The sequence below is a fragment of the Devosia litorisediminis genome, assembly GCF_018334155.1.
Lineage (GTDB): Bacteria > Pseudomonadota > Alphaproteobacteria > Rhizobiales > Devosiaceae > Devosia > Devosia litorisediminis.
This window is the reverse complement of sequence record NZ_JAGXTP010000001.1, coordinates 52,770-66,688: the sequence shown is the minus strand read 5'-3', so window position 1 is coordinate 66,688 and position 13,919 is coordinate 52,770. Positions and strand designations below refer to the sequence as shown.

Here is a 13,919-nt window from a genome sequence, read left to right as displayed (position 1 = left end):
ATGGCCAGCAAAGCCGACACGCTGCTCAAGGACTATCAGGCCAAGCGCGACTTCACCAAGACGCAGGAACCCTCAGGCCAGAGCGCCGTAGCTGCCGGTGGCCACCGCTTCGTGGTCCAGAAACATGATGCAACGCGGCTGCACTATGATTTCCGCATCGAGCTTGATGGCGTACTCAAAAGCTGGGCTGTGACCAAGGGACCTTCCGACAACCCCAGTGACAAGCGGCTTGCCGTTCGCGTCGAAGATCACCCCCTCGCCTATGGTGATTTTGAAGGCACGATCCCCCCCGACGAGTATGGCGGCGGCACCGTGATGCTCTGGGATCAGGGTACCTGGGAGCCCATTGGCGACCCACATGAAGCGCTGGAGGGCGGCGACCTGAAAATGCGCCTGCATGGTCAGCGCATGAAGGGCGAATGGGTTCTGGTTCACATGAAGGGCCGCGACACCAAGCGCAAATCGGGTCCCGCTCGCCAGAACTGGCTCCTGATCAAACACCGCGATGAGCAGGCAAGGAACGAAGAAACGCTTACCACTCGCTTCACAAGATCAGTCTCGACCGGGCGCGATATGGCGGGAATCGCAAAGGGCCTCAAACCCAAAAAGACCACCAAGACCAAGGCTGATGCCGTCTGGCACTCTGACCCCGACAAGGCCGTCGACAATCCCGCACCCAACATGCCCAAGAGCGGCAAGTCAGGCCAACTGCCCGAGTTTCGCCCGCCGCAGCTCGCGACGCTGAGCAGCGAGGTGCCCGAAGGCAATGATTGGGTGTTCGAGATGAAATATGACGGCTATCGCTGTCAGGCCGCGATAGCTGGCGATCAGGTCCGGCTGTTTACCCGCAACGGCAAGGACTGGACCGACCAGTTCGCCACCATCGTCCCGCCCCTGAGCCGCATCACCAAGGGTACGGCGCTGATCGATGGCGAGCTCTGCGCCTTTGACAGCAAGGGGCGCACCGATTTCTCCACCCTCAAACAGCGTCTGTCCGATGGCGGTCCGCTGACCTTCTTCGCCTTTGATCTGATTGAAGAAAATGGCGAGGACACTGCCAAACTCAAGCTCACCGAGCGCAAGCGGCGGCTAGAAGCACTACTTGGTACCATCGATACATCTTCGCTCGTGCAACTCTCCACTCATGTCACGGGCAATGGTCAAAAGGTACTCGACGCCCTATGTCGCGAGAACCATGAGGGCATTATCGCCAAGCAGGCTGATGCTCCCTATCGCAGCGATCGCAATCGCAACTGGCTCAAGATCAAATGCGCGCGGCGGCAGGAATTTGTCATCGCGGGCTGGTCGCCTTCGTCAAAGAAGAAGACCTTCGCCTCCTTGCTCTTGGGCACTTGGGATGATGGCAAGCTGACCTATCGCGGTCGTGTCGGTACCGGGTTCAGTGTCGATGTCGCAGAAGAGTTGCAGCGCCAGCTCGACAGCCGCAGCCGCAAGACCAGCCCTTTCGCCCAAGTGCCCAAACCCATCGCCCGCAATGCCCGCTGGATCACGCCAGAGCTGGTGGCGGAAATCGGCTATGCGGAGTTTACCCCGGACGGGATTCTGCGCCATCCCTCGTTTCTGGGCCTGCGCGAAGACAAATCCGCCAAGGACGTCACACTGGAAAAACCGACCGATCGGCCTGAGACTGCGCTACTGAACGCCAAGGCGGGTAGCGCCGCTGCTGACAAGGCCGCTGTCCGCCTGACCAGCCCTGATCGGGTGGTCTATCCCGGACAGGGCGTAACCAAGGCCGAACTGGTTGCCTATTACGCTGCGGTCGCTGAACGCATGTTGCCCTACGTCGCCAACCGTCCGCTCAGCCTGCTGCGCTGCCCACAGGGTCGTGCCAACTACTGCTTCTTCCAGAAACACGACACGGGCGGCTTCCCGGACGCCATGAAGTCGCTGCTGATCACCGAAAAGGACGGTAGCAAGGAAGACTATTTCTATATCGACGATCTGGCCGGCCTGATCGCGGGCACGCAGATGAACGTGCTCGAATGGCATCTCTGGGGGGCACGCAACAAGGATGTCGAAAAGCCCGAGCGCATCATCTTTGACATTGATCCCGATGAAGGGCTCGGCTTTGCCGATGTGCGCGCAGCGGCCACCGATATACGCGACGTGCTCAATGCCCTGGGGCTCAAAAGTTACCCGCTGGTGTCCGGCGGCAAGGGGGTACATGTCATTGCCCCGCTGACACCAAGGGTTGCGTGGCCCGAGGTGAAAGCCTTCTGCAAGGGTCTGGCGCAACGACTGGCCGACGACCAGCCCGATCGCTACATCGCCACCATGAGCAAGGCCAAGCGCAAGGGTAAGCTGTTTATCGACTATCTGCGTAATGAACGCGGTTCGACGGCGATCGCCCCCTGGTCCAGCCGCTCCCGCGAAGGCGCTCCAGTTGCCGTGCCCGTGAGCTGGGATGAGCTGCAGAACGTCAAGTCCGCCAACCAGTTTACGCTCGCCGCTGCCGCCGAATGCGCCAGTGAAGCTGACCCATGGACAGACTATTTCGAGATCACCCAGTCCATCACCAAGCCCATGCTCAAAGCCGTCACCCAAGCCGACTAGGGCATGGGCACATTGATGCGTCGATCAATCGTCAGCGTCACCGCAATGACCACGAAGGCGAAGACCACCATGCCCAGCGCCAATATATGCGCCTGCCCCCATTGCAGGCGCTCGACATAGTCATAAAGCGCAATGGCCGTGACCTTGGTCTGCCCCGGGATATTGCCGCCAATCATCAGGACTACGCCAAACTCCCCCACCGTGTGGGCAAAGGTCATCACAGCGCCTGTGATATAGCCCGACCGCGCCAAGGGCAGCGCCACCCGCCAGAAGCGTTGCCAATTGCTCGCGCCAAGGCTTGATGCGGCTTCAAGCGGATCATCCCCAATGGCGGCAAATCCATTGCGCAGCGGCTGGACCATGAAGGGCAGTGAATAAAAGAATGAACCGATAACCAGACCGGTGAAGGAAAAGGCCAGCGTGCGCCCGCCCCACAGGCCGGCGATCCAGCCACCCGGGCCATCAGGACCAAGCGCTATCAGCAGATAAAAACCCAGCACGGTTGGCGGCAAGACCAGCGGCATGGCCACCAGCGCGCCAACCAGTTCACGATAACGGCTCCTGCTACGCGCCAGCCACCAGGCAATCGGCGTGCCCACCAGCAACAGGATCAGCGTATTGATACTGGCCAGACTCAGCGTCACGCTGATCGGCGGCCATAGCTCAGCCAGATTCATTGCGGCGGTCCACTGCTGAAGTCATAGCCCGCCGCTTCTATCACACGATGGGCCGTCTCGCTGCGCAGGAAGGCCAGAAATGCCCGCGCCGCTGCGCTGTCGCGCCCGGGGTTAAGCAATACCGCGTCCTGTGCAATGGGCTCGTAGAGCCCTTTTGGCACAATCCAGATACCCGTTTTGCCCGCCACCTGATTCAGCCCGACGAACCCGGCTTCTGCGTTGCCGCTTTCAACAAACTGCAACGTCTGGGTGATATTTTGTCCGATTACCAGTTTTGGCGCCAGCGCCGCCGTTAACCCCAGACGATCAAGTGCCTGCTGGGCGGCCAGACCATAGGGCGCCGATTGTGGATCGGCCATGGCAAGCTTGTTGAACCCACCGGAACGCAACAAAGCCGCCCCGTCACCCACATCCATCGATCGGCTATAGAGCGCCAGCGCACCAACTGCATAGGTGAACTGTGTTCCCGCCACGCCAAAGCCTTCGGCAATGGCCCGGCTGGGTCGTGCCGCATCGGCAGCCAGGAGCACCGCATAGGGCGCGCCTTGGCTGATCTGGGCGTAGAGTTGGCCGGTTGCCCCGAAACTATAGACCAGGTGATGGTCTGTTTCGGCGGCAAACAGGAGGGCCAATTGTTCAGCCACGGCCGTAAAGTTGGCGGCAACCGCAACATGCACCGTCTCGGCGCGAACGGCACCGGGCAGCGCAAGACCGACAACAAGCCCAATGACCGCCGCGATCCTACGCGGAGCGATGCTCATGGATTCAAATGCACCACGGGCAGGCGCATTCAACTAGCCGCGCAGCTGACTGGCTTCGCGGGCCAGCACTTCGATGCGGCCCCAGTCATTGGAAGCCAGCGCGTCGGCAGGCATGATCCAGGACCCGCCCACGCAGATCACATTGGGCAGGCCCAGATAGACCTTGGCCTTGGCAGGATCGATACCGCCGGTGGGGCAGAAAGTGATATCGGCCAGCGGCGAGGCAAAGGCCTTGAGCACCGGCGCACCGCCATTGGCTTCGGCCGGGAAGAACTTGAGAAAGCCATAGCCCCGCTCTGCAGCCGTCATCGCTTCGCTTGGCGTTGCAATACCGGGCAGCAGTGGAATGCTGATATCGTCGGCGGCGTCCAGAATGCGCGGCGAAATGCCAGGCGACACCATGAACTGACAACCGGCATCAACCGACTGCTTCATATGCAGCGCGCTGCGCACCGTACCCGAACCAACAATGGCGCCCTCAACCTTGCCCATCTCTTCCATCACCTTGAGCGCATTTGGCGTTCGCAGCGTCACTTCCAGAATGGGTAGCCCACCGGCAACCAGCGCCTCGGCCAATGGCCGCGCCTGGCTGACATCGTCAAGAATGATCACCGGCACAACGGGGGCCAGCGACAGGATGGAACGAAGGGCAGCGGTATCTTGCGGCATGGTGGGCCTTTCAGCTGTTAGTTGGCCAAGGGTTAGGAGCTTGGCAAAATTCTAGCAAGCCCGTTCATTGAAAAGCGACGCAAAAATCCCTAGGTTCCGGCTCGACCTCGGGAGGATCGTGCATGGTGCAGACAATTAACGCGTTGACGCCTCTTGATGAGGCGCGCACCATACTCGCCGAGCACTTCGATCTGAAATTCTCCAAGGCCATCGAGCGCGCCACCGCCAAGGTGTACGACAGGGTGCGCGACAAGATCCCCGAGATCGAATGGTCCTTCTATGCCCCGCTGATTTTTGAGATCAACCGGCTCAAGAAGGAAAAGGACGCGGTCATTCTGGCCCATAACTACCAGACACCGCAGATATATCACGGTGTCGCCGACATTGTTGGCGACAGCCTCCAGCTTGCCGTTGAGGCCACAAAGGTCCGCCAGCAGGTCATCGTCCAGTGCGGCGTTCACTTCATGGCCGAAACCTCGAAGCTGCTCAATCCCGACAAGACTGTGCTCATTCCCGACAGCCGCGCCGGCTGCTCATTGGCCTCCTCAATCACCGCCGAAGACGTCATCGCCATGCGCGAGATGTATCCCGGCGTGCCCGTTGTGACTTATGTGAACACCTCGGCGGCCGTTAAGGCCGTGACCGATGTGTGCTGCACCTCGTCCAATGCACTCGACATCGTCAATCGGGTCGAGGGTGACAGCGTCATCATGATCCCCGACCAGTATCTGGCCAAGAACACCGCCAAAAAGACCTCCAAGAAGGTGATTACCTGGGCGGGGGCCTGCGAGGTGCACGAGACCTTCACCGCAGAAGACATCTCCGAACTGCGCCACGCCTATCCCACCGCCAAGATCATCGCGCATCCCGAATGCCCGCCCGAGGTTATCGATGCGGTAGATTTTGCTGGCTCGACTGCTGCCATGATCGACTGGGTCAAGACCGAACGCCCCGCCCGGGTCGTAATGGTAACCGAGTGCTCCATGTCCGACAACGTTGCCAGTGAAACCACCGGTGTCGATTTCCTGCGCGGCTGCAATATCTGCCCGCACATGAAGCGCATCAACCTCGAGAACATCCTGTGGTCGCTGCACACCATGACTGAGGAAGTTACGGTGCCCGAAGAAATCATTCCCGCAGCGCGGCTGGCCGTGGAGCGCATGATCGACATGAGCCGGAAGGGCGACTAGGCCCCCAGCACGTGTTGACGGTGGAAGGCCAGATGGGCCGGACTGGGTTGAAACAGCCCCTCCACCGGCACGAGCAGGCGTCGATCGGCGTTGAGCCGCACCAGAACTGCCGGGTCCAATGCGTCGGGGTTAGGCACGGTAATGCCGTAATCGTCCTCGATCAGGATCTGTCCTCGGCGAAAGGCCAGAGCAGCATGCTCTTCAAGCGCAATGTAGTTGTTGATCTGCAGCGGGCCGCCGGTCTCGCGCGGCCGGATCGCCTCGACTGCCAGATGCGGATGCAGCAGCCCCACATCGGCCAGAAACTGCTCGCCAGTCAACGCGCAACGATATCGGTAGGCGCTCAGTACCAGCCGGTAGATCGCCTCATAAGCTTCAAGCGGCGCAGCCGCGGCAAAGCCGCTCTGACGCTCTTCGCCAAGCCCGTTTTCGTCATCAGATCGCGCCGTCATTTTGGCTCCGGTCTTGCTACGCAAAAGACCTTAAGGGCAATTACCTAATTTGAGAACCGCCCGGAGCCGGCCATGACCGTCATCGACAACACCCTCAATGCCGACGGCGCCCTGATTGTGGGTGCCGGACTGGCCGGTCTGTTCACCGCGCTCAAGCTGGCACCGCGACCCGTCACGGTACTCTCACCCAAGCCGTTGGGCATGGGGGCCAGCTCGGCCTGGGCTCAGGGCGGTGTAGCCGCCGCGGTGGGACAGGGCGACAGCTCTCACGCACATGCCGCCGACACCGAAATGGCGGGCGCCGGTATTGTCGATCACGGGACCGCCGAGAGTGTGACGGCAGAAGCGGCTGCCCGGATTGAAGATCTGGCGCGCTGGGGCACTCCGTTTGATCGCGACGATTTCGGCAATTATGCGCTGGGCAAAGAAGCAGCCCATTCGGCCAACCGCATCGTCAAGGTCGAGGGTGATCGCGCGGGCTGGGCCATCATGCAGGCAATCATCGCCGAAGTGCGCCGCACCCCCTCTATCCGCGTCGTCGAAGGCATTACCGCGCTCAGCCTAGCCCGCGACAATGGTCGCATTGTCGGTGTCTTCTGCCGCAAGCTGGGCGACCGCTACTCCGAACCCGTGTTCATCCGCGCGCGTGCAACCGTACTGGCTGCTGGTGGTCTAGGCGGCCTTTACGCTGTCACCACCAATCCGCCGGGCGTGCGCGGACATGCCATGGGCATGGCAGCTCGCGCCGGAGCGCTGATTGCCGATGCCGAATTCGTGCAGTTTCACCCGACCGCCATTGCTACAGACGCCGACCCAGCCCCGCTTGCTACCGAAGCACTGCGCGGCGAAGGCGCCATTCTGGTCAATGATCTGGGCGAGCGCTTCATGCCCGCCATTCATCCCGACGCCGAACTGGCGCCGCGGGACATTGTCGCCCGCGCCAATTTCCGACAGATCCAGTCAGGCCGACAGGTCTTTCTCGACACACGGCAGGTCTTGGGTGCCGATATTCTGACGCGTTTTCCGACCGTCTCCCAGTATTGCCTTGATGCCGGTATCGACCCGGTTGCGGGCATGATCCCGGTTACCCCCGCAGCCCATTTTCACATGGGCGGCGTTAAGGTCGACGAACGCGGGCGCTCTTCACTCCCCGGCCTTTGGGTCTGCGGCGAAGCCAGTTGCACGGGTCTGCATGGCGCCAACCGACTGGCCTCGAATTCGCTACTAGAGGCCACGGTCTATGGCGCCCGGATCGCCGATGACATTGGCGGGCTCGAGCCCGTACGCAATCTTGCCCCGTTCAAGGGCATCGAATGGGACGAAGCCGAAGGCGCCAAGGCCGAGGCCATTTTGCGCGACCTCCCCGCCGTCCAGCAATTGCGCCGGGTCATGACCGATCTGGTGGGCGTAGAACGCGATGTTGCCGGCCTTAACCTAGCCCTGCAGCAGATCGCCCGGCTCGAAGCCACGGCCGAGCACGTCACCAGTGCTTTTCTCAACATGACCACTTCGGCCACTCTGGTCGCAGCGGCAGCGCTCAAGCGCACCGAAAGCCGAGGTGGCCACTACCGCACCGATTTTCCCGAAACTGACGAGCACTGGGAGCACCACACCACCATGGCGCTCGATGAAGCGCTGGCAATCCGCGCCAACGCCTGATCACTCGGCCAGCAGGAATTCTGCCAGCGCCATGCGATCTTCCTTGGTCCATTGTGAGGTGCCTTCGGCAACGACTTCGCCCATCGCCCCCCCCAGCAGATCAAAGCCCGGCGTAAACCCGTCGACAAGCGTTTGCGCCAGTGTCTCGGCATCATACCCTTCGTCGATCAGCGCGGCAGGGGTCAGGGGTGGTGCCTTGCCACCCACACCGCCTGGCGAACCAGTTAGCGCCTGACCCCAGTCGAGCGCCCCCAATGCGTTGCGCGGTGAGTGACAGGCTACGCAATGGGCTGGCCCATAAGCCAGATACTTGCCGCGATTATAGGCGTCGGATTTGTCGGCTTCAGGCACAAATCGGCCAGGAGAAAAGAACAGGTTTTTCCACCCCGCCATGGCAAGCCGGATATTGAAGGGAAAGCCAATATCGCTCGCGGGCGCCGCATCACTCACCGGTTCGGTGGCCATCAGTGCCACGTAGAGATCGACGATCTCCTGATCGCTCATCAGCGTATAATGCTCATAGGGAAACACGGGATAGAGATTACCCTGCGGCCCCATGCCATTGCTCATCGCGTCACTGAACTGCGAAATGGTCCAGTCGCCGATGCCAGCGGCCTTATCGGAGGTAATATTAGGCGGCACAAAAGTACCAAACTGTGTTTCAAGTCCGGCACCGCCTGACAGGAAGGCTCGGTCATTGGCGGTATCGGTGTGACAAGCGACACAACCGCCCAGACGGATCAGGTAATTGCCACGCGTAACGTCACCAATCAGCGTCAAATCGCGTTCAGGCCCGCTAACCGGCTTGAGCATGTAAACAGCCGCACCGACACCAATGATGGCCGCAGCCGCCACACCCCAGATCCACCGCCGCATCATTCACCCCCCTCAACTGATCAGGCGATACAAGCAGAGCGAGCCGGTCGGAGCAATCGGCGATGTCCTCACGAGGCCGCGAGATAGGGAGCAGCACGCTCAGCCACCCAGAACGGCGTCGACTTCGGCACGGGTCGGCGGCTTACAGCCCTTGCGACCACAATTGATACCGGCCACCACTGCGCCAAAACGCAGCATGTCTGCCAGTGCGGCATCGCCCAGAGCGTTGAGCTTGCCCGGTTTGAGAAGGTCGCGCTCGTTCAGCCAGGACAGAATGCCTGCCATCAGACTGTCACCGGCGCCCACTGTGTCCCCAAAAACCGGCGGTGCATAGATAGCGGCCTGCGCGGTTCCCGCAGCGGTAAAGGCATGTGATCCTTTTTCGCCCAGCGTCACCACGACAAGTTCGCAATTGGGACGGGCCAACAGGTCGGCAGCGTGTTGCTCAAGAGCCTTCGTACTGTCGAGCGCTTCGAGGTCTTCCTCGGATACCTTCACGACATGGGCCAGGTCCAGAAAGCTCGACAGCCGCGCCTTGTAGCCTTCGAAATCATCGATCAGGCTTGGGCGTACATTGGGGTCCATCGAAATGGTCGCGCCCTTGGCGATGGCGGCATGCACCACCTGCTGCCATTGTTCAGCTTCCGCCGGCTTGATCGGGCAGAACCCGCCAATCTGGTATAGCTCAAGCTGGGCGGGCAGTGCAGCAATGGCCCTGGCGGCGTCGATAGCGCCATCGGCGGAACGATAAAAGCCATAGCGCGCATTGTGGTTTTCATCAAAATTGATAACGGCCAGCGTCGTATATTCCGACACGCGCTCAGGCAACAAGGCGACAACGCCTGCAGCTTCCAGCGGCCCCAGCAGGTAGTCGCCAAAGGCATCCGACGAAATCGGGCACAGGAAGCCGGTCGTGTTACCCAGCTTGGACAAGGCGATCGCACAATTATAAGGCGAACCGCCCTGATGCGCGGTCATCACGATCTGGTTTTCACCATCGCGTCCGATAAGTTCGCCACCGGGCAGTGCCACCTCGGCCTTGAGATCGATCAGGCTTTCGCCACCAACAACAAACATTCAGGCCTCCTTGGCTGACACTACGCCACTTTCGCGCTGTCGGCTGCGACATAGCATTTTTGCCCAGTTTGTCACCAGCCACACGCGCTCATTCGCCCCCCAAAGCCCCGTAGCTGTTGACCTTGGCCCCTTATGCTGCTCAATCCATTTGCAATAGAGCCGGGAATGGAACAAAAACCCTCGGCCACTCGGCGACAAAAGGGGAGGACTGTCTGTTGCAACTACTTGCCTGGATTGTCAGGGGGATCAGCACCATCAACAGGGTGGCTGGCGAAACCCTCTCCTGGTTGGCGCTGGCCTGTGTGCTGGTCTGTTTCACCGTTGTTGTGCAGCGTTACGTCTTTTCAACCAGCGTGCTGTGGATGCAGGACCTCTATGTCTGGCTGAGCGGCGCCATGTTCACCGGCGTTGCCGGTTTTGCGCTGCTGCGCGATGATCACGTCCGCGTTGACATCTTCTACCGCCCCGCCTCGACCCGCTGGAAAGCCATTGCCGACCTGTTCGGCGTGGTGGTCTTCCTGCTGCCCTTTATCTACGTCGTCCTGACCTATGGCTGGCCCGCCATCGCCCGCTCCTGGAGCTATCAGGAGGCCTCGGGCAATGTCGGCGGCATGCCGGGCCTGTTCGTGCTCAAGAGCTTCATCATCGTGTTTGCCGTACTGGTCGGCCTGCAAGGCATCGCCATGGCCTGCCGCGCCATTCTGGTGCTGACCGGACAGCAGGACCTGCTGCCCGCGCATCTGCGCTACGTAAACAACGAAGAAGCGGAGACCGCCCCGTGAGTGCTGTTCTGATCGGCGAAATTCTCGCCTGCCTCATGTTCGTGGGCGTCATTGGCGTCTTGCTGATTGGTTTCCCCGTCGCCTTTTCCCTGGCTGGTACCGCGCTGATCTTTGGCGTGGTCGGCTGGCTGATGGGGGTCTATGACCCTTCTAACTATGCCTCGATCATTGGTCGCTATATCGGCCTTATGAGCAGCGAAACTCTGGTCGCTGTGCCGCTATTTGTCTTCATGGGCGTCATGCTTGAGCGCAGTGGTATCGCCGAGCGCCTGCTGCTGACCATGGGCAAGCTCTTCGGCAATCTGCGCGGCGGCCTGGGCATCTCCGTCATTATCGTGGGCGCCATGCTGGCCGCTTCCACCGGCGTTGTGGGCGCCACAGTGGTCACCATGGGCCTGATCTCGCTGCCGGCGATGCTGCGGGCGGGCTACGATCCCAAGCTGGCCACGGGCGTTATCTGCGCCTCGGGCACGCTGGGTCAGATCATTCCACCCTCCACCGTGCTGATCTTCATGGGCGACATGCTTGCCGGCATCAACGCCCAGGTTCAGATGGAAAAAGGCAACTTCGCGCCCGAACCCGTTTCGGTTGGCGCACTGTTTGCCGGTGCCCTGCTGCCCGGCATGATGCTGGTCGGCCTGTACCTGTGCTGGGTGATCTACAAAGCCATCACCGATCCCGCTTCGGCGCCGGCAACCCCGGTTCCTGAAGATGAGAAAAAGCACCTGGCCCGCGAAGTCATGGTCGCTCTGGTGCCGCCACTTCTGCTGATCATCGCCGTGCTCGGCTCGATCCTGGGCGGCATTGCCACCCCCACAGAAGCCGCATCGGTCGGCTCGGTAGGCGCCATGGTGCTGGCCATCGCCAACCGCAAGTTCACCTTCAGCATCCTGCGCCAGGCAGTGATTTCCACCGCCACCATCACATCGATGGTGTTCATCATCCTGTTCGGTGCTGCCGTATTCTCGGTGGTCTTCCGCATGATGGGCGGCGACAATCTGGTGCATGCCTTCCTGTCCAACATGCCCGGCGGCGCCATTGGCGCCACCATCATCGTCATGTTGATCATGTTCATGCTCGGCTTCATCCTGGACACCTTCGAGATCATCTTCATCGTGATCCCGATCACCGCACCAGTCCTGCTGACGCTTGGCGTCGATCCAATCTGGCTCGGTGTCATGGTTGGCGTAAATCTGCAGACCAGCTTCCTCACGCCGCCCTTTGGCTTCGCACTGTTCTATCTGCGCGGCGTGGCGCCACCACAGGTGAGCACCGGCATGATCTATCGCGGGGTCATCCCCTTCGTGCTGCTGCAGGTGGTGGGCTTGGCCCTGTTGTTCATGTTCCCCCAATTGGTGACATGGCTACCCGAACTGCTCTACCACTAGGCAGACGCAGTATTCCAAACAGCAAAAAGCCCGGGCGCGAGCCCGGGCTTTTCTTTGTTAGATCCGACTGACAGCTTAGTACTTGATGTACTTCTGACGTGCGGTGAGGAACGGTGCATCCGTACCTTCGGTGCGTTCACGCAGCAGGTTGAAGGCCGAGATAAAGCTCTCTGCCGTTTCCTTGGTGAGTGCATCGCCGCCTTCGCGGATCTCGGCAATCACTTCCATCGATGCCTTGGCGCCGGCTTCCAGGATTTCATCCGGGAATGCGCGGACCTGAACGCCGTGATCATCAACCAGCGAGCGCAGTGCGCGCGGATCATTGGCGTACATGTCCGACGCCACGTCATCATAGGATGCCTGGGCGCAAACGCTGACCAGTTCCTGCAGATCAGGTGGCAGCTCAGCCAGCTTGGACTTGTTGACCACCAGTTCGGTGGCAAGACCCGGCTCAACAAAGCTTGGGAAGTAGTAGTTCTTGGCAACCTGATAGAAGCCCAGTGCCAGATCGTTGTACGGGCCAACGAATTCAGCGGCATCAAGCGTACCGGACTGCAGCGCAGCGAAGATTTCGCCAGCTGCCATATTGGTCACCGAGGCGCCAAGCTTGGCCCAGACCTGACCGCCCAGACCAGGCGTACGGAAGCGCAGACCCTGCACATCAGCAACGCCGGTCAGTTCGTTCTTGAACCAGCCGCCAGCCTGAGTACCGGTATCACCCGACAGATAGCCCTTGAGGCCGAATTGGTCGTAGATCTTGTCCCACTGTTCCTGGCCGCCGAGATAGCGCACCCAGGAAGCCAGTTCACGGCTGGTCATGCCGTATGGCACCCCCGTGAAGAAGCTCAGTGCCTGACTCTTGTTCTGCCAGTAATAGGCAGCGCCATGGCTCATTTCGGCCGAACCGTCGATCACGGCATCCAGAGCCTGAAGGCCGGGCACCATTTCGCCCGATGCGAACACCTGAACATTCAGGCGACCGCCCGAGGCATTGGTGATGCGATCAGCCAGCTTCTGTGCGCCAACGCCCAGACCGGGGAAGTTCTTGGGCCAGGTGGTAACCATGCGCCAGTTGTAGACATCCTGAGCAATGGCAGGTGTGGCAAGCGTTGTTGCTGCCGCAGCACCGATCGTAGCGACCGAGGCCGACTTGAAGAATTCGCGTCTCTTCATTCTATTTCTCCCTAACTCGCACGCACTTTTGCGTGCGATGCCAGTGTCACGTCCACCCTCTCCCAGATGGCGCGCACCAGTTGGCGCTACAAAAGCAATGTAGCGCCGTCGTGTCCAGCATCATGTTGCTCAGACAGCATAATCGGACCACCCCAATTTCTTTTCCATCGACGGGATTAAACCGCCGCGCCTGCTGTTGATGTCAGTGAAGGCCGCATTCGTGGCCCGAACCCAGAGGGAGATTTCCATGCTTATTCGTTCAATTCTGGCAGGCGCTGCCGCACTCGCCTTTCTGACCGCACCAACCCTGGCCCAGGAGCTTGCTGGCGGCGCGGTCAAAGCAGCCGACATTGCTGGCCAGACAGTGCTCACCGATGCCAATGGCATGACGCTTTACATTTTCGACAAGGACAGCGAAAACGTCAGCAATTGCTACGATCAGTGCGCCGCCAACTGGCCCCCGCTCTTGGCCGATGACGGTGCCACGGCAGATGACGCATTCAGCGTTGTCGAGCGCACCGACGGCACCAGCATGTGGGCCTATAAGGGCGCGCCGCTCTATTATTGGATCAACGACACCCAGCCCGGCGAGACCACAGGTGACGGCGTCGGCGGCGTCTGGCATCTTGCAGTTCAATAAG

At 60.5% G+C, this 13,919-nt stretch carries 13 protein-coding genes; 6 read left to right on the top strand and 7 right to left on the bottom strand.

What is annotated here, in order from left to right; genetic code table 11:
* Positions 1–2,574 (top strand): DNA ligase D, encoded by a 2,574-nt coding sequence (gene ligD, locus KD146_RS00335; RefSeq protein ID WP_212656785.1) that lies wholly within the window; start codon positions 1–3, stop codon positions 2,572–2,574.
* Here the strand turns inward: ligD and modB are convergent.
* The 3 genes from modB to eda are packed head-to-tail and all read right to left on the bottom strand — an operon-like array spanning position 2,571 to position 4,681.
* Positions 2,571–3,251: a molybdate ABC transporter permease subunit gene (gene modB / locus KD146_RS00330; RefSeq protein ID WP_212656784.1), complete on the bottom strand. Its 681-nt coding sequence runs from the start codon at positions 3,249–3,251 to the stop codon at positions 2,571–2,573. The genes ligD and modB overlap by 4 nt on opposite strands.
* Positions 3,248–4,012, bottom strand: a complete 765-nt coding sequence (modA, locus tag KD146_RS00325) for a molybdate ABC transporter substrate-binding protein (RefSeq protein WP_212656783.1) — start codon at positions 4,010–4,012, stop codon at positions 3,248–3,250. The genes modB and modA overlap by 4 nt, the downstream gene beginning before the upstream one ends.
* Positions 4,013–4,045: 33 nt before the next feature.
* Complete coding sequence (eda, locus tag KD146_RS00320; RefSeq protein ID WP_212656782.1) at positions 4,046–4,681, bottom strand: bifunctional 4-hydroxy-2-oxoglutarate aldolase/2-dehydro-3-deoxy-phosphogluconate aldolase; 636 nt, start codon at positions 4,679–4,681, stop codon at positions 4,046–4,048.
* Between the two features lie 122 nt (positions 4,682–4,803).
* On the opposite strand from eda, the gene nadA reads away from it, so the two are divergent.
* A complete protein-coding gene (nadA, locus tag KD146_RS00315; RefSeq protein WP_212656781.1) occupies positions 4,804–5,871 on the top strand; it encodes a quinolinate synthase NadA in 1,068 nt (355 codons plus the stop codon).
* On the opposite strand, the gene KD146_RS00310 is transcribed toward nadA, so the two are convergent.
* The gene (locus tag KD146_RS00310; protein WP_212656780.1) at positions 5,868–6,323 is read right to left on the bottom strand and encodes a hypothetical protein; all 456 of its coding nucleotides are present in this window, start codon (positions 6,321–6,323) and stop codon (positions 5,868–5,870) included. The two genes, nadA and KD146_RS00310, sit on opposite strands and share 4 nt — an antisense overlap.
* Before the next feature lie 72 nt (positions 6,324–6,395).
* Here KD146_RS00310 and KD146_RS00305 point away from each other — a divergent pair, with 72 nt between their 5' ends.
* Entirely contained in the window at positions 6,396–7,982 is a 1,587-nt protein-coding gene (locus tag KD146_RS00305; protein WP_212656779.1) for an L-aspartate oxidase, read from the top strand.
* Here the strand turns inward: KD146_RS00305 and KD146_RS00300 are convergent, their stop codons facing one another.
* Together KD146_RS00300 and KD146_RS00295 are read right to left on the bottom strand one after the other, a co-directional pair.
* Positions 7,983–8,861 carry a c-type cytochrome gene (locus tag KD146_RS00300; protein WP_212656778.1) on the bottom strand — a complete coding sequence of 293 codons (879 nt, stop codon included), beginning with the start codon at positions 8,859–8,861 and terminating at the stop codon, positions 7,983–7,985.
* Positions 8,862–8,957: 96 nt separating this feature from the next.
* Entirely contained in the window at positions 8,958–9,935 is a 978-nt protein-coding gene (locus KD146_RS00295; RefSeq protein WP_212656777.1) for a carbohydrate kinase family protein, read from the bottom strand.
* 215 nt (positions 9,936–10,150) lie between these two features.
* Between KD146_RS00295 and KD146_RS00290 the strand changes: the two genes are divergently transcribed.
* Both KD146_RS00290 and KD146_RS00285 read left to right on the top strand, forming a co-directional pair.
* Positions 10,151–10,717: a TRAP transporter small permease subunit gene (locus KD146_RS00290; RefSeq protein WP_212656776.1), complete on the top strand. Its 567-nt coding sequence runs from the start codon at positions 10,151–10,153 to the stop codon at positions 10,715–10,717.
* Positions 10,714–12,105: a TRAP transporter large permease gene (locus tag KD146_RS00285; protein ID WP_212656775.1), complete on the top strand. Its 1,392-nt coding sequence runs from the start codon at positions 10,714–10,716 to the stop codon at positions 12,103–12,105. Before KD146_RS00290 ends, KD146_RS00285 begins: the two co-directional genes overlap by 4 nt.
* Before the next feature lie 75 nt (positions 12,106–12,180).
* Here KD146_RS00285 and KD146_RS00280 read toward each other — a convergent pair whose 3' ends face one another.
* Positions 12,181–13,278: a TRAP transporter substrate-binding protein gene (locus KD146_RS00280; protein WP_212656774.1), complete on the bottom strand. Its 1,098-nt coding sequence runs from the start codon at positions 13,276–13,278 to the stop codon at positions 12,181–12,183.
* A gap of 253 nt (positions 13,279–13,531) precedes the next feature.
* On the opposite strand from KD146_RS00280, the gene KD146_RS00275 reads away from it, so the two are divergent.
* The gene (locus tag KD146_RS00275; RefSeq protein ID WP_427857075.1) at positions 13,532–13,918 is read left to right on the top strand and encodes a COG4315 family predicted lipoprotein; all 387 of its coding nucleotides are present in this window, start codon (positions 13,532–13,534) and stop codon (positions 13,916–13,918) included.
* Position 13,919 lies beyond the last annotated feature (1 nt).